Here is a 15,463-nt window from a genome sequence, read left to right as displayed (position 1 = left end):
TCCCAGGCTACCTGGCCTGGAGCCCACTGTGTTTGGTTAACCCGGCTGCCACGGCCCTCAACTGCCCCAGGCCACCCTCGTCGAGGGCGCGCACGAGGGCGGAGCCCACGATGGCGCCATCGGCGTAGGCCAAGACTTCGTCGACGTGTTCCCCGGTCGAAATGCCCAAACCCACACACACCGAGTCGGCGTGTTGTTCGCGCAGTCTGGACACGACCGTGTGAGCTGCCTGGTCGACACCGGCCCGGGTTCCCGTGATCCCCATCGTGGAGACCGCGTAGACAAACCCTCTCGATTCTTCGACCGCGCGAGCGAGGCGTTCGTCGCTGGACGACGGTGCGGCTAAAAACACTCTCTCTGCACCCAAACGCTCCGAAATGTCCAACCATTCGTCCGCCTCATCGGGGATGAGGTCCGGGGTAATCAGCCCTTTCGCGCCGGCGGCCAACAGGTCAGTCGTGAACTTCTCGACCCCGTATTGCACGACAGGATTCCAGTAGGTCATCACCAACACCGGAATGTCGACCCTGCGGGTGATTTCTGAGATCGCCGGGAAAAGATCCCGCAGTTTAAAGCCGCCCTCCAACGCCCGCTGGGTCGAGCGCGAAATGAGCGGACCATCCATCACGGGGTCTGAATACGGGACACCCAGTTCGAGGACGTCGAAGCCTTCTTCGGCGAGAGCGACCGCCGCCTCCACGCTCGTGGCGAGGTCCGGAAAGCCCATCGGCAGGTAACCGATGACGACCCCGCGACCACTTTTCTTTGCGGTGGCAATCGTTTCGGAGACGCTCGGGCTTGGCACTTATGCTCCTTCGCCGATGAGCTTGAAGTAGCGCGCCGCCGTTTCCATATCTTTGTCACCGCGACCGCTCAGGTTCACCAGGATGTTGGCGTCGGGTCCCAATTCTTTGCCCAGTTTTTCTGTACCGGCGAGACCGTGGGCGGTCTCGATTGCGGGAATGATTCCTTCGCTGTGCGAGAGTCTGCGCAGGGCCTGCATCGCGTCGTCGTCGCTCACCGCGCCGTATTCACTGCGGCCGATCGACTGTAACCAGGCGTGCTCGGGGCCGACACCGGGATAGTCCAAGCCGGCAGAAATCGAGTGGGACTCCACCGTTTGGCCGTCTTCGTCTTGGAGGACAAGGCTTCGGGCGCCGTGGAGAACACCGGCACGGCCCTTACCGAGCGTCGCCGCGTGGTGCGGCGTTTCTACTCCGTCGCCGCCTGCTTCATACCCGACCAGGCGCACCGACTCATCGTCGAGAAACGCGTGGAAAATTCCCATCGCGTTACTCCCGCCGCCGATACAGGCGGTGACCGCATCGGGCAGGCGCCCGGTGAGATCCAGCATTTGCTGGCGGGCTTCGTACCCAATGACCGAGTGGAAATCGCGCACGATCAGCGGGAAGGGGTGCGGGCCCGCGACGGTACCCAGAAGATAGTGGGAGTGCTCCACATTGGCCACCCAGTCGCGCATCGCTTCATTGATGGCGTCTTTCAGCGTCCGGGAGCCGGTTGTGACGGGGTGGACTTCCGCACCCAAGAGGCGCATCCGGGCGACGTTTAGCGCCTGTCTTTCGGTATCCACCTCGCCCATGTAGACCAGGCACTCCATCCCCATTAGTGCCGCCGCGGTGGCCGTGGCCACACCGTGCTGACCCGCTCCGGTTTCCGCAATGAGGCGGGTTTTTCCAATCCGTTTGGCCAACAGCGCCTGGCCCAGCACGTTGTTGATTTTGTGACTGCCGGTATGGTTCAGGTCCTCGCGCTTGAGGAAAATTCGCGCTCCGCCGCAATATTCCGAATAGCGCGTCGCCTCGGTGATGATCGATGGACGGCCGGTGTAGTCGCGATGCAAGCGATCCAACTCTGCCTGAAAGGTGGGGTCAGCTTTGGCATCGCGGTACGCCGCCTCGAGTTCATCGAGCGCGCCGATGAGCGATTCGGGGACGAAACGTCCGCCAAATGTGCCGTAGTACGGTCCGGATTCTTCGCGAAGAGTTGTCATGATTGACAGTACTCTCTCACGGTTGCCTGGGGGTTGTCTCCTGTGACGAGGGCTTCACCCACAAGAACGAAATCTGCGCCCTGCTGGCGATAGGCGGCGACATCCGCGGGAGTATTCACGGCGGACTCTGCCACGGCCGCCACACCCTCGGGAATGAGGCTGCGCAGAGAGGAAAAAAGGTCCCGGTTGAGCTCAAACGTGGCGAGATCGCGGGCGTTGACACCAATAATGGTCGCACCCAGGTCCACCGCCCGTTGCACCTCCTCCGCGCTGTGGGCTTCGACCAGGGCGTCCATCCCCCACGCCTGCGCCTCGTCGATGAGAAGCCGGGCAACGTGATCATCCACTGCCGCCATGATCACCAACACCATGCTCGCCCCGTGCGCGCGGGCCTCGACCACCTGATAGCGACTGGTGAGAAAATCTTTGCGCAGCACCGGGATATCCACCGCCGTCGATACCCTCTCGAGGTCATCGAGCGAGCCGTTGAACTGGCGCGACTCGGTGAGCACGCTGATTGCGCTGGCGCCGCCCGCCTCATACTCCCGCGCCAGCCACACCGGGTCGGCAATTTCGGCCAACGGGCCCTTCGAGGGGCTGGCGCGTTTAATCTCGGCGATAATTCCCACCCGGTCCGCCTGGGGAACGAGGCGGGCTGAGGCGGCCACCGGCGGCACCTGGCCCGCACGGGCCACCAACTGTTCGAGCGAAACACTGGCTTCGCGGTGACGAGCGTCTTCGGTGGCGCCCGCGACGAGTTCGGCCAACACCTAGTGGGTGTCCTTGGGCTGCCATTTAGGCCCGCGCACGCCGTAGCCCATCGCGGCGAGAAGCGGCCCTAACAACAAACCGCCGACGAATACCGCCATCGACACCCAAAACGGGGTCCAGACGCCGAGGAAGAAAAACACGGTCGCCGCGGCAAGGCCGGCAATCGAGACCGACACGGCAATCCACGCCGCGGGAGAGTGGCCGTGTCCGGGGTCATTCTCGGGGGTCATGTGCGCTCCTCTGTGCTGGCGGGTCAACCCCATCTTACCGCGAGGTCGGGTCGTTTCCGTCGCTCAGTGACTCCCACGGATCGAGTTCTTCCGCGTGGTCGGCTCGCTCATACTTTGAGCGTCGCTGACGCCGGGAACCGGGGGCTACTATCCCCCACACGCCAGACGCGATGAGGGCGAAAAGGACCAGGCCCCAGAGGGAAATCCATCCGGGCGACCAGGTCACCGTCGCCTCGGCTGCCGTCAGTGCACCGATCACACCGCTTGCACCCGAAGCGACCGACTCGACCACCGAATCGGTCGCCAGAAGGGCTCTCACCATTAAGACCGCGGCGGTGACGGCCAGGGCGACGTGCAGTGCGCTGATCACGCGGGTGGCCGTGCGGCGGGTCAACAGCGTGGCACCCCAGGCGGCAACCGCCGCGAGGGTCGCGCTAAAAGACGCCGGAGCGACTTCCGTCACACCCGCCTGACCCACCGCGCCGGTGGGGAGCTCGACCACAACCCACGGGGCGCCCAGACCCACCAGGCCGAGAATAAGCGCGACGACCATGGGATAGTGCCGACTCCCTCGCCGGGGGCTATCGCAGTCGCTCATCGGCCAGGTGCACGCGGTTCGTCGGGCTGCAGCGCGTTGGCGGCGGCCACCGCGCGAAGCGGAGCTGCGGCCTTGTGCTGGGTTTCCTGGTATTCGCTTTCGGGGTCCGAGTCGGCCACAATTCCCGCTCCGGCCTGCACGGTCGCAACCCCCTCACGCATCCACACCGTTCGAATGGCAATCGCTACATCGGTGTCACCGCGGTGGGCGAAATAGCCCACCACTCCCCCGTAGACGCCGCGGCGATCTGGCTCTAACTCGTCGATGATTTCCAAGGCTCGGGGTTTTGGTGCACCGCTGAGAGTCCCGGCCGGGAAGGTGGCGCGCAGGACGTCCAGGTTGCTCGCGTCAGGGCGCTTATCGCCCTCGACGGAGCTCACCAAGTGCATGATGTGGCTAAAGCGCTCCACCTGCATAAATTCGGTCACCTCGACGCTGCCAAAGACGCAGACGCGCGAGAGGTCATTTCTGGCCAGATCGACCAGCATGAGGTGTTCCGCCTGCTCTTTTTGGTCGGCCGCTAACTCTTCGGCAATGTGCGCGTCACGCTCCGGCGTGTCGCCGCGCGGCCGCGACCCCGCAATCGGGTGGGAATACACCCGATTGTTCTTCACACTCACGAGCGCTTCGGGTGAGGAGCCCACCACGTGGAAGGGAACCCCGTCCACACCCCGTGATTCCAGGAGATACATATACGGGCTCGGGTTCATCGCGCGCAGTACCCGGTAGACCTCGAGCGGACTCGCGGTGACCTCCGAGTCAAAGCGCTGCCCCACCACCACCTGAAAGATATCGCCGTCGACGATGTACTGCTTTGCCCGAGCCACCATGTCGTGAAACTGCTCCCGGGTCATATTCGCCACACCATCGGGGGTGTTTTCTTCGTGTCGGGTCGAGAGCGTCGAAGAGGTCGGCGCTCGAAGTGCCTCGTGCATCGCCTCGAGACGACTGACCGCTTCGGCGTAGTCTTCGGCGGTCACGCTGTCGTGGCTGTAAACCAGGGCGAGCAGGATCACATCCGACGAATGGTGGTCGAAGACCACGAGATCTTTGGTGAGTGCCATCGCCACTCGCGGAACCGGGTGAACACTCTTCGGGGGCTGTGGCAACTGTTCGAGCTCGCGCACCGCGTCCCAGCCGATGTAACCGACCAGTCCACCGGAAAAGGGCGGAATGGTGGGCAGGGCGTCACTCGCCCAGCGAAGGTCGAGAGCCTCCAAGGCGTCGAGAGCCTTCTCCGGGAGTGGGCCACCAAACGCCTCACTCTCGGACATGCCCAAAGAATCCCACTGCGCGACGCCGTCCGACTCGGTCAGCACACCGTGACTCGCCGCGCCAATGAAGGAATACCGCGACCATTTTCCGGCCTGATCGGCCGATTCCAGCAGAAAAGATCCGGGACCACCGGCGAGTTTTCGATACAGCCCCATCGGAGTTTCACTATCCGCGAAGAGTGTGCGCATCACGGCGGCGACGGGGGCGTGGCGGCCCGCCTCCAGAAACTCGTCGAGGCTGGTATCACCCGGCTGACTCGCGGGGTGCTGATTCGCGTTCACGACCGGGCCTCAAAACAGCTTGACGCGCCGGTGTGACAGGCGGGTCCGGTTTGGTCCACTCGGAGCAACAGCGTGTCACCGTCGCAGTCGACGGCGAGAGATTGCGCCCACTGGACGTTCCCGCTGGTGTCTCCCTTTCGCCAATACTCTCGGCGGGAGCGAGAAAAGTACGTCACTCGACCCTCTTCAAGGGTGCGACGGATGGCTTCCGCGTCCATCCAGGCGAGCATTAAGACCTCCAGGCTCTCGTCATCTTGGACCACGACGGGGACCAACCCGTCCTGGTTAAAGACCACATCGGCTGGAATAGAACCGCTCACCCGCACGTCGACACTCACCTGACACTCACCCCCTGCAGAGCCAATTCTTCCTTAACCTGACCGACGGTCAACGCGCCCGTGTGAAAAACCGATGCAGCCAGGACCGCATCGGCCCCCGCCTCAATCGCGGGAGCAAAGTGCGACAGCGCTCCCGCTCCCCCAGAGGCCACCAGTGGCACGGACACTGTGGGACGTAACAGGGAGATCAGCTCCACATCGAAACCCTCTTTGGTGCCATCGGCGTCGATGGAGTTCACCAGCAGCTCCCCCGCACCGCGCTCCACGCTCTCGGTCGCCCACGCCAGGGCGTCGATCGTCGTCGTGGTGCGACCGCCGTGGGTGGTGACCACGAAACCAGAGGGAGTGCCCTCGTGTCGTTTCACATCCAGTGAGACGACACACACCTGGGCGCCAAAACGCTGGGCGATGTCATCGATGAGATCGGGGCGGCTGATCGCCGCGGAATTCACACTGATTTTGTCGGCCCCGTGGGCGAGCAACCTGGCCACATCGTCCGCACTTCGCACGCCACCTCCGACGGTGAGGGGGATAAACAGTGTTTCCGCTGTTCGGCGAACCACGTCGAGTGTGGTCTCGCGACCGTCGACGCTCGCGGTGACATCCAAGAAGGTGATTTCGTCCGCACCCTGTGCTCCGTAACGGGTGGCAAGCTCAACCGGGTCACCCTGATCGACAAGGTCGAGAAATTTCACACCTTTGACCACGCGACCGGAGTCGACATCGAGGCAGGGAATGACGCGAGTGGCCAGAGACACTAGATCCGCGCTGCGTGAATTGAGGACACCAGGATGGCTCGGGCACCCAGCGCATAGAGCCGATCCATCACTTCGTGCTGGTCTCCGCGGCGGACCATCGCCCGCACGGCGACCCACTGTGGATCCTGCAGCGGAGACACGGTGGGTGATTCGAGGCCCGGCGAGATTGCGGTCGCTTCCTCCAACAGCTCCACCGGCAGGTCGTAATCCATCAGGACGAACTGCCGGGCAACCAACACCCCTTGGAGGCGCTGCTGCAGCGTGTCGAGCCCGGGCGGGTTGACCGCGCCAGCGATCAAGACCGCTTCGGACTCTAAAATCACCGGGCCGAAAATCTCGAGACCCTGGGCGGCAAGAGTCCTACCCGTGGACACCACGTCGGCTACAGCCTCGGCCACCCCGAGGCGGACCGCCGATTCGACGGCGCCGTCCAGACGGACAATCTCCGCGTGGACGCCGTGGTCTGTGAGAAAGCGATCGACCAAATGGGGGTAACTGGTCGCCACACGTCGACCCTCGAGTGCCGAAAGCTCGTCCATTCCCGGCGGACCGGCAAAACGAAACGTGGAAAACCCAAAATCTAGGGGTTGGATTTCCCTCGCAGGGGTCTCCGAGTCGCGCAGTAAGTCCCGCCCGGTGATACCAATATCGAGCGCGCCGCTCGCCACGTACGTGGCGATGTCGCGCGGGCGCAAATAGTAAAACTCCACGCCATTTCGTTCATCCGGCACGCTCAGCGCCCGAGTGTCTACCCGACCGCTGTATCCGGCCTCGGTGAGCATCTCGTGCGCCGCCTCGGACAGGGTGCCCTTATTGGGAACGGCGATCCGCAGAGGCGCCCCCGACGTGTTGAGAGAACTCATAGCGCGCGATACACATCCTCGAGGCTCACACCGCGCGCGACCATCATGACCTGCAGGTGGTAGAGCAGCTGGGCAATTTCAACCGCCAATTCTTCTTCGGTTTCGTGCTCTGCCGCCATCCAGACTTCGGCCGCCTCTTCGACGACTTTTTTTCCGATGGCGTGCACGCCAGCATCGAGTAGTTCGGCCGTCCTCGAGCCTTCGGTGCGCTCGAGAGAGCGCACGTGGACTTCGCGGTAGAGCTCGTCGAAAGTTTTCACACCCCCAGGTTACCGGCCAGCGCACTCCTCAGACGCCCGGCCGACCCGCGCGGGTCCCACTCCGGTCCGGATCAGGCGGCCAATCAGAGATGGAGCGCCCCTCACCTGCACGCCCACAGGGCGTGCAGCCGCAGGTGCCGTGAAGCGAGGCGTTTTCTTGAAGCAACTTATCTGGGGCCCAGGCTCCGTCTGCGGGCCCATGCTCTTTCTTGGCGCAGCGCGCCCTAACGAACCGCGCCCTAGCGAACCGCGATGAGATCAATGACGAACAGAAGCGTTTTGCCACTCAGCGGGTGGCCACCGCCTGCCGGGCCGTAGGCGAGATGGGGCGGGCAGGCGAGTGTCCGGCGACCACCGACCTTCATGCCGGGAATTCCCTCCTGCCAGCCCGCAATGAGTCCAGAGAGGGGGAAGGTGATGGTTTGACCCCGAGACCACGAGCTATCGAATTCTTCACCCGTTTCGTAGTCCACACCGAGGTAGTGAACTTCGACCGTGGCACCCGGCTGGGCTTCATCGCCAGAGCCCAGCTCGAGGTCGTCCACGACGAGTTGACTCGGAGCGGGCTCCACGGGCGGGTCAATTTCGGGTTTGCTCTGTGCCATAACGCACTCCTTATCGTGGTGAAACGGGTGGTCGCTCCGCGGTTGCGGTGACCACTTTTTGACTAGGCCGCCTGGGCTTTGGCCCGAAGCTCAGCAATTGCTTCAGCGGGGCTGATCTCTCGGTCGAAGACACTGCTGCCTGCCACAAAAGTGTTGGCCCCAGCCCGGGCGGCAGCCTGGATGGTGTCGGGCCCCACGCCACCGTCCACTTGAATCCACACGTCTCGTCCGCTCTCGGCCGCACGCGTCGACACCGCCGTCACTTTCCCCAGGACCTCCTCCATGAACGACTGGCCGCCAAAACCGGGCTCGACGGTCATGATGAGGACCTGGTCGACGCGTTCGACGAGATCGAGGTAGGGCTCAATGGGGGTGCCCGGTTTGACGGAAATTCCGGTGTGTGTCCCGGCCTGTTCGAGGGCTTCGATGACCGCGACGGGGTCATCGGTCGCTTCGACGTGAAAGGTCACGCACTCTGCCCCGGTCGCCGCAAAATCGGCCACCCAGCGCTCGGGGTGTTCGATCATCAGGTGCACATCGAGGGGAATGGGAGACACCTCGTGAATGCGCCCCACCATTTGGGGGCCAAAGGTCAAGTTCGGGACAAAGTGATAGTCCATCACGTCCACGTGCACGGCATCGGCTGTGCTGATGGTCTGCAGTGCCGCTTCCATATTGACAAAATCGGCCGCGAGGACACTCGGATTAATTCGCACCTGCACACCCCCAGCTTAGTCGGCGGGTTTTTTCTGGAGCACCTGGATGAACATGGCGTCCGTGTGATGGCGGTGTGGCCACAACTGCACGGCGCTGGACACCCCTGCGTCGACGAGCGGCTCGACCGACACCCTCTGCAGGATGGCCTCGGTCGACACGGCCTGCAGCTGGGGGTCTTTCTGCAGAATCCAGGAGATCGCCTCCGTCGTTTCTTCGACAACCGGCGAACAGGTCACATAGACCAGGTATCCGCCCGGGGCGAGTGCGTCGGCGCAGGCAGCGAGCAGCCGGCGCTGAGTATCGATCAAGCCCTCCAAATCGGAGAGTTTTTTTCGCCACCTCGCCTCTGGTCGACGCCGAAGCGCTCCCAACCCCACACACGGAGCATCTAAGAGGATGCGATCAAAAGGTTCTTTCTGCTGTGGCAAAAAATCGAGCAGGTCGGCGCTTTTCACATCCACCGTGCCGGGCGGCAGGCTGCGCACCGAGTCTGTAACGAGCCGGGCGCGGTGAGGATGCTGTTCGACCGCGGTCAGGCTGGCGCCTGCCTGCCAGGCGGCATATCCCCACACGGCAGTCTTTCCGCCCGGCCCCGCGCAGGCATCCAGCATCCGCATTCCCGGGGTCATCGGAGCAACGTGCGCGGCCACCAGTGCCGCTAACTGCGATCCTTCATCTTGCACCCGGGCCTCTCCAGAGATCACCCGCGGGTCTCGCCCCGGGTTCCCCTCGGCCACCACACCAATGGGTGAGTGGGACGTGTGCTCTTCGGTGCCACTCGCCTCAGCACCGAGAAGAGCCAGGTGCGTGCTCGCCGGAGTGTTGTGCGCTGCTAATAACGCGGGAAGCTCCTCCAGGCGATCCTCGCGCATCAGCGCCTGTGCCAATTTCTCGACAATCCACTCGGGGTGGGCAGTGCTCGCGCTGAGCGCCTGCGAGCCCTCCCCCAGGCCTTCGGTGAGTACTTCCCGCCACTCCTCCAGCGTTTTTTCCGACACCCGGCGAAGCACCGCGTTGACAAGACCCGCCGCGCGGGAAAAACCCAGGCGCTTACACAGCGCAACCATTTCATTGACCGCCGCGTGCTGGGCAGTGGAGAGGGCGAGGAGTTGATGGGTTCCCAGGATCAACAGCCACCACACCTCGGGCTGGACTGTGTGTTCTTTCCGCCCCGAGGCGATTTCGATAACCGCTCCCCATTGGCCGTAGCGCCGCAGTGACCCGTACGCCAATTCGGTGGCAAAACGGGTGTCTTCTGGGCTCAGGGAAGACTGAGCGAGAAGCTTCGGCCACGCGATGTTGGCGTAGGCACCCTCCTGCCACACCTGCTGGTGGAGTGACCAGGCCAGACCGCGGGGCGTCCCGGGGATTCGCGTGCGCTTATTCTCCACAGCGCACCGGTCGACCCACGCCGCGCCACCAGTCGGTCGCGGGCATCACGTTCTTTCCCGCCGGGTGAACCGTGAGTAACTCGAGGCCACCGCCCCCACACCCCATGACGATTGTGTCCCCGATCCGTTCAATCACACCCGGTGTGGCCTGGTGAGAGCCGACCAGTCTGGCCTTACTGATGCCCAGCCGGGACTGGGTGTCAGTGAGGAACACGTAAGCACCGGGCTCTGGAGTGGTGGCCTGATAGCGCCGAAAGACCTGATCGGCTGGTTGCGCACAATCCAGTCGCCCCGCATCCCGGGGCAGCTTCGGCGCGAGGGTCGCTTCGCCGACTTGATCCCGGGGCGAAAGCGTGCCGTGGACTAAGGCATCAACAGTCTCCACTAGCAGTGTCGCGCCCCCCTCGGCGAGTTCCTCTAAGAGCTCACCGGCGGTAATTCCCGGTGTCACCGGGTGTGATCGCTGGCCAAGAAGTGGCCCGGTATCTAAGCCCTCATCGATCTGAAAAACGCTCACCCCGGTCGTGTCATCGCCCGCCAACAGCGCGTGTTGGACGGGCGTGGCACCGCGGTGTGCGGGCAGGAGAGAAAAGTGCAGGTTCCACCAACCGTGTGGCGGCACCGCCAGCGCTTCGGCGGTGATCAATCGACCATAGGCCACGGCGATCACCAGGTCCGGGCGGAGATTGCGCAGCGCATCGACCAACTCCCCGGCATTCTCGGGGCGCCAGAGTGGGAGTTGCTGGTCGGTAGCGAATCGAGACACCGGCGTCGCCGTGAGCGTCTTTTTTCTCCCCACCGGCCGATCGGGCTGACTAATGACCCCGACAATCGACACTCCCGACTGCCGCACAACGTCCAAGACCCTTCTTGCGACCTCCGGCGAGCCGGCAAATACAACCCTCATACCCCGAGACTACTGACGATGACCTCAGGCCACAGGCCACCTCGAATCCGGCGGTGTCGAGAAGCACTCACTCCTCCACGGCGAGGGCATCCAGGGTGTCGACGTCGTCCATCACCACTTTCAGCCGCGCGGTCTGCCGGGGCCCCTTACTGGCCGAGCGCACCACAGCGGCGCGCAACTCCGGGGCGATGTCGGGTGCAACGCGGTAAGACATGCGCAGAATGTATGTGGCCTGCGAATCGTGGCGGATGGGACCCAGCGCATCGACCTGACCACCCGCAGCGTGGCGCGAATCCGGCCCGGTGAGCGAAGCGACCAGATCCTCCACGTCCCCTCGCGGTCCACTGATTGCCGCCAGGCGAACGGTGGGAGGCATTCGAAGCTCTCCGCGCTGCACCAGCTCACGCGCCAAGAGCACTTCGAGCCCGCCGGCGGCAACACTTTGGGCAACAGGCCCCTCTAAATCGGTCAAGTAGGCGATAGCACCCGGTGCGAGCAGACTCATCGCCCACTCCCAGCCTTGCAGGGTGTCCTCCAGGGCGTTTAGTGACGCGCGTTGCAGCATCGATTCGGCGTCCAAGAGGAGCGCGGCTCGATAACCGCCCTGTGCGACGGGTTCCGCCCCGCGGGTCGCGACCACCAGAGCGGGCGTGCCGGGCACCCGCGCGGTGCGACTCTCGCCGTCAGATTGAATGATGGGTACGCCGGGGAAGGCCCTACCCAGCTCGTGAGTGGTTCGGCCCACACCGTGGCCACTGGGTCGATACTCGCTACCGCCACACTCATTACACGACCACAGCGTGGCCAAATGGCCGCACCACCCACAGGAGATCGGACCGGAGCGTTTCGCGGTTTTTAGGGGACCACCACACTCCACGCATCGTGCGCGCTCACCGCAGGAGCGACACGAGAGGCCCGGCGAATAACCGGAGTGAAAGACCTGCACGAGTACCGGACCCTGGGTGATGGCCTCGACGACAGCCCGGTAGGCCACCGAGGGTAACCGGGCGGGGGTCTTCACGTCGTCGCTCAAGCGTCCGAGGGCGGTGGGAATCACCCGCGGCCTCGTGTGCTGCTGGGCTCGGACCTCTCCGAGGTAGCCCATCTGCATCAGTCTCAGTACCGGAAGACTCGGCACATGGCTGGCGAACACCACCGCAGCGCCGGTCTGCTCAGCACGAAGCAGGGCAACATCACGGCTGTGCGGGTAGGGCGCCAGCGGCTCGCGGTGCAGGTCATCGCTATCCGAAAGCACGAGGACTAATCCCAGATTCGACACCGGTGCGTAGATGGCGTGGCGCGCTCCGTAGGCAACACTGGGGCGCGCCTCGAGGGTGCGCAGATAGCTGCGATAGCGCTCCGTCGGGGTCTCGGTCGCGACAAACGGCGCCAGGGCTTCGGCCTCGACCCACTCGCGAAGCGCCTGATCGACAAAAAGCTGATCGCGCCAATCCGGCACACACACCACCACGCTCGAGCCCGCCGCGAGTACCGTGGCGGCCAAACGGGCAATCTCCCGGTGCCCGGCGGGAATCTCGCCCTCAGCGGCGCTCGCAGAGCCATAGGGCAATTGCCACCAGTGTTTTGCCCCGGATTTCCACAGCGCGGACCACTGCTCGGGGTCATAGTGCGAAGACGCAGTGGGCGAATCGAGCGGAGGCTCGGTGGTCACAGTGCTGTCGTCGGAGTCCTTCAGCCAGGCCTTTTCCACGCGAACCGCCCGCGGGGCCACGGCGAGTCGCAAAATATCTGCCACCCCGCCAGCCTGTCGCGAGGCCACCGCCTGTGCGAGTCGGTAGAGCTCCGGGGGGACGACGGGGACGGGAGAAACGAGGTGTTCGATCGGACTCAAGGTGCCCTCGTAGGACGACTTCTCGAGGACCTCGACCACGAAACCTGCCTGCAGTCGGCCTCCCCGGCCCATTGGTACCCGGACCCGAACCCCGGGACGAACATCCATCCCCTCGGGAATGGCGTAGTCGAAGAGTCGGTCGAGCTGAGGCAGTCTCGACTCGGGGAGCACCCGGGCGACCGGGTGCTCAGTCATGAGCGACTCGCTTAGCGACTCGCTTTGAGTAACTCTTCGGTTCGGTTGGCCCGCTCCCACGGCAGGTCGAGGTCAAGCCGCCCGAAGTGACCGTAGGTCGCTGTCTGGACGTAACGCGTGGTGCGCAGCTCCAGTGCGTCGATGATCGCCGCCGGGCGCAAATCGAATACCTCACTGATGGCTTTCTCAATCTTGTCCGTCGCCACCTTCTCGGTTCCAAATGTTTCCACAAAGATACCGACCGGATGGGCTGAACCGATGGCGTAGGCGACTTGAATTTCGGCAATGTCGGCCAGACCGGCCGCGACCACATTTTTGGCCACCCAGCGCAGGGCATAGGCCGCCGAACGGTCGACCTTTGTCGGGTCTTTTCCGCTGAAGGCGCCACCACCGTGGCGGGCCGCACCGCCGTAGGTGTCGACGATGATTTTTCGGCCGGTGAGCCCCGCGTCGCTCTGTGGCCCTCCGAGGACAAATTCACCGCTGGGGTTAATCAGGTAACGGGTGTTTGCAGAATCGAGCGACACCATCTCCAACACGGGAGCGATGACGTGAGTCTTCAGGTCTTCCTCCAACTGCCCGCGCACAATCCCCGGGTGGTGTTGGGTGGAAATCACCAAGGTGTCTAGTTCTCGTGGAGTCCTGCCCTCCAGGCCGAGGGTGACCTGGGTTTTTCCATCGGGGCGCAAGTAGTCGACGGTGCCATCTTTTCGCACCGCGGCCAGGCGCTCCGCGAAACGGTGGGCGAGCCACAGCGACATCGGCATGTAGGCGTCGTTTTCGTTCGTGGCGTAGCCAAACATCAGGCCCTGGTCGCCCGCACCCAGCGAGTCAAACGCGTCACTGGCGTTGCCTTCCCGCGATTGCAGCGAATTATCCACACCGCCGGCGATATCGGGCGATTGTTGACCGAGCGAGACGATCACGCCCATCGTGTCGTGGTTGATTCCAAAATCCTCGTCGGTGTACCCGATTTCTTTGACGCGCTCGCGCGCAATGTGCTCAACATCAATTTTCGCCGTCGAGGAGACTTCGCCGGCGACGTGCACTAATCCGGTGGTCGTGAGCGACTCCACCGCGACTCTCGAGAGTGGGTCTGCGGCGAGAAACGCGTCCAGGATCGAATCGGAAATCTGGTCGCACATTTTGTCCGGGTGGCCTTCGGTCACCGACTCTGAGGTGAAATAACGCATTGCTGTCCCCTAGCGATTGAGCAGGACATCGATGAGGTGCCCCGCGACGGTCGTTTTTGAACCAGTCGACAGAACCGGGGCTCCGGAGCGCTGAATAATCCACACAGCGGTCTCTGTCTGCCCAAAGCCTAGCGCGGGGCCCACCCGATTAGCCACCACGACATCGGCGCCCTTCGCCTCACCCTTGTCTCGGGCGCGGGCCACAAGCTCCTCGTCGTCGTCCAACACTTCCGCAGAAAACGTCACCAGTAGCTGATCGTCTCGCTTCGAGCGCCCCAGTTCGGCCGCGATATCGGGCGTGGCCACCAACCGCGGGGAATACACCTCACCCAGGGCGTCCTTGTGGTATTTCGCCTCCGAGGTCACTTCCGGGGTGTAGTCGGCCACCGCGGCCGCCATCAGCATCCACTGCGCACTATCGGCTCGCGCGGTCAGTTCGCGTTGCATGTCCTCCGCCCGCGGCGCGAACACGCAGTCCACCCCGCGGGGCAGTGCGACCTCCAGTGGTGCGTGCACGAGGGTGACCTCCGCGCCACGGTCTCTCGCCTCCACGGCGAGAGCAACACCCATGGCGCCACTCGAGCGGTTTCCGATAAATCGCACCGCATCGAGGGGCTCCCTGGTGCCCCCGGCGGAAATCAGCACCTTGTGTCCCGCCAGCGGGCGCTCGCCCAGGAGGGAGAGTCCTCGGCGAACGATTTCGCTCGGGTCAGCCAAGCGACCGGGGCCTTCGTCATCACCGGTCAAACGGCCGCGATCGGGACCCACAAAATGCACTCCGCGAGACCTCAACGTCTCGGTATTGGCCACCGTCGAGGGGTGCTGCCACATTTCGGTGTGCATGGCCGGGGCGACCAGGACCGGTGCCGTCGTCGCCAACAGAGTGGTGTGCAGCAAATCGGGGGCGTAGCCACCGGCATAACTGGCCAGAAAGTGTGCGGTGGCCGGAGCGACAATAACAAGGTCGGCCTGTTGGCCAAGCGCCACGTGGGTGACCTCGGCGACACCGTCAAACAGGTCGAGCTCAACCGGGTTGCGACTAATGGCCTCCCACGTGGCCACACCCACAAATTTCAGCGCCGACTGGGTCGGGATGACCGTGACGTGGTGTCCGGCGGTGACCAATTCTCGGGCGATACTGACCGCCTTATAGGCGGCAATACCGCCGGTCACTCCGAGGATGACCCGCGCGCCCGACTCGCTGTGCCAGGCCGTCAC

The 15,463-nt window shown here is 63.8% G+C and carries 17 protein-coding genes; all 17 read right to left on the bottom strand.

Annotated features, from left to right (window positions below; all coding sequences use genetic code 11):
- Positions 1 to 7 precede the first annotated feature (7 nt).
- The 17 genes from trpA to coaBC all read right to left on the bottom strand — a co-directional run bounded on the left by trpA (position 8) and on the right by coaBC (position 15,463).
- Entirely contained in the window at positions 8 to 805 is a 798-nt protein-coding gene (trpA, locus tag RI518_RS03175) for a tryptophan synthase subunit alpha (protein WP_310689326.1), read from the bottom strand.
- Complete coding sequence (gene trpB, locus RI518_RS03170; protein WP_310671056.1) at positions 806 to 2,011, bottom strand: tryptophan synthase subunit beta; 1,206 nt, start codon at positions 2,009 to 2,011, stop codon at positions 806 to 808.
- Positions 2,008 to 2,781 carry an indole-3-glycerol phosphate synthase TrpC gene (locus tag RI518_RS03165; protein ID WP_310671057.1) on the bottom strand — a complete coding sequence of 258 codons (774 nt, stop codon included), beginning with the start codon at positions 2,779 to 2,781 and terminating at the stop codon, positions 2,008 to 2,010. Before RI518_RS03165 ends, trpB begins: the two co-directional genes overlap by 4 nt.
- Positions 2,782 to 3,012: a DUF6704 family protein gene (locus RI518_RS03160; protein WP_310671058.1), complete on the bottom strand. Its 231-nt coding sequence runs from the start codon at positions 3,010 to 3,012 to the stop codon at positions 2,782 to 2,784.
- Between the two features lie 34 nt (positions 3,013 to 3,046).
- Entirely contained in the window at positions 3,047 to 3,565 is a 519-nt protein-coding gene (locus tag RI518_RS03155) for a Trp biosynthesis-associated membrane protein (protein ID WP_310689325.1), read from the bottom strand.
- A gap of 41 nt (positions 3,566 to 3,606) precedes the next feature.
- Positions 3,607 to 5,166 (bottom strand): anthranilate synthase component I, encoded by a 1,560-nt coding sequence (gene trpE, locus RI518_RS03150; RefSeq protein ID WP_310689324.1) that lies wholly within the window; start codon positions 5,164 to 5,166, stop codon positions 3,607 to 3,609.
- Complete coding sequence (gene hisI / locus RI518_RS03145) at positions 5,163 to 5,504, bottom strand: phosphoribosyl-AMP cyclohydrolase (RefSeq protein WP_310671061.1); 342 nt, start codon at positions 5,502 to 5,504, stop codon at positions 5,163 to 5,165. The genes trpE and hisI overlap by 4 nt, the downstream gene beginning before the upstream one ends.
- A complete protein-coding gene (gene hisF / locus RI518_RS03140; protein ID WP_310671063.1) occupies positions 5,501 to 6,262 on the bottom strand; it encodes an imidazole glycerol phosphate synthase subunit HisF in 762 nt (253 codons plus the stop codon). The genes hisI and hisF overlap by 4 nt, the downstream gene beginning before the upstream one ends.
- Entirely contained in the window at positions 6,262 to 7,125 is an 864-nt protein-coding gene (gene hisG, locus RI518_RS03135) for an ATP phosphoribosyltransferase (RefSeq protein WP_310671064.1), read from the bottom strand. Before hisG ends, hisF begins: the two co-directional genes overlap by 1 nt.
- Positions 7,122 to 7,385 (bottom strand): phosphoribosyl-ATP diphosphatase, encoded by a 264-nt coding sequence (locus RI518_RS03130; protein ID WP_310671065.1) that lies wholly within the window; start codon positions 7,383 to 7,385, stop codon positions 7,122 to 7,124. The genes hisG and RI518_RS03130 overlap by 4 nt, the downstream gene beginning before the upstream one ends.
- A gap of 239 nt (positions 7,386 to 7,624) precedes the next feature.
- Entirely contained in the window at positions 7,625 to 7,990 is a 366-nt protein-coding gene (locus tag RI518_RS03125; protein WP_310671066.1) for an FKBP-type peptidyl-prolyl cis-trans isomerase, read from the bottom strand.
- A gap of 62 nt (positions 7,991 to 8,052) precedes the next feature.
- Positions 8,053 to 8,712, bottom strand: coding sequence for a ribulose-phosphate 3-epimerase (rpe, locus tag RI518_RS03120; RefSeq protein ID WP_310671067.1), 660 nt, complete (start codon positions 8,710 to 8,712; stop codon positions 8,053 to 8,055).
- Positions 8,713 to 8,721: 9 nt separating this feature from the next.
- Positions 8,722 to 10,098, bottom strand: a complete 1,377-nt coding sequence (locus tag RI518_RS03115) for a transcription antitermination factor NusB (protein ID WP_310689323.1) — start codon at positions 10,096 to 10,098, stop codon at positions 8,722 to 8,724.
- On the bottom strand, positions 10,088 to 11,005 hold the full coding sequence (fmt, locus tag RI518_RS03110; protein ID WP_310689322.1) for a methionyl-tRNA formyltransferase: 918 nt from the start codon (positions 11,003 to 11,005) through the stop codon (positions 10,088 to 10,090). Before fmt ends, RI518_RS03115 begins: the two co-directional genes overlap by 11 nt.
- Before the next feature lie 67 nt (positions 11,006 to 11,072).
- Complete coding sequence (locus tag RI518_RS03105) at positions 11,073 to 13,052, bottom strand: primosomal protein N' (RefSeq protein ID WP_310689321.1); 1,980 nt, start codon at positions 13,050 to 13,052, stop codon at positions 11,073 to 11,075.
- Between the two features lie 11 nt (positions 13,053 to 13,063).
- Entirely contained in the window at positions 13,064 to 14,245 is a 1,182-nt protein-coding gene (metK, locus tag RI518_RS03100; protein ID WP_310671072.1) for a methionine adenosyltransferase, read from the bottom strand.
- 9 nt (positions 14,246 to 14,254) lie between these two features.
- Positions 14,255 to 15,463: a bifunctional phosphopantothenoylcysteine decarboxylase/phosphopantothenate--cysteine ligase CoaBC gene (gene coaBC, locus RI518_RS03095; protein WP_310671074.1), complete on the bottom strand. Its 1,209-nt coding sequence runs from the start codon at positions 15,461 to 15,463 to the stop codon at positions 14,255 to 14,257.

Origin of the sequence: Pontimonas sp., assembly GCF_031581085.1 — a bacterium.
Taxonomy (GTDB): Bacteria; Actinomycetota; Actinomycetes; order Actinomycetales; family Microbacteriaceae; genus Pontimonas.
The sequence above is the reverse complement of the archived record's forward strand: the minus strand, read 5'-3'. Positions and strand labels throughout refer to the sequence as shown.

Excerpts from the sequence above, each read along its gene's own strand:
- trpB (WP_310671056.1), bottom strand. The coding sequence starts at position 2,011 with ATGACAACTCTTCGCGAAGAATCCGGACCGTACTACGGCACATTTGGC.
- RI518_RS03160 (WP_310671058.1), bottom strand. The coding sequence starts at position 3,012 with ATGACCCCCGAGAATGACCCCGGACACGGCCACTCTCCCGCGGCGTGG.
- RI518_RS03155 (WP_310689325.1), bottom strand. The coding sequence starts at position 3,565 with ATGGTCGTCGCGCTTATTCTCGGCCTGGTGGGTCTGGGCGCCCCGTGG.
- hisG (WP_310671064.1), bottom strand. The coding sequence starts at position 7,125 with ATGAGTTCTCTCAACACGTCGGGGGCGCCTCTGCGGATCGCCGTTCCC.
- RI518_RS03125 (WP_310671066.1), bottom strand. The coding sequence starts at position 7,990 with ATGGCACAGAGCAAACCCGAAATTGACCCGCCCGTGGAGCCCGCTCCG.
- fmt (WP_310689322.1), bottom strand. The coding sequence starts at position 11,005 with ATGAGGGTTGTATTTGCCGGCTCGCCGGAGGTCGCAAGAAGGGTCTTG.
- RI518_RS03105 (WP_310689321.1), bottom strand. The coding sequence starts at position 13,052 with ATGACTGAGCACCCGGTCGCCCGGGTGCTCCCCGAGTCGAGACTGCCT.
- metK (WP_310671072.1), bottom strand. The coding sequence starts at position 14,245 with ATGCGTTATTTCACCTCAGAGTCGGTGACCGAAGGCCACCCGGACAAA.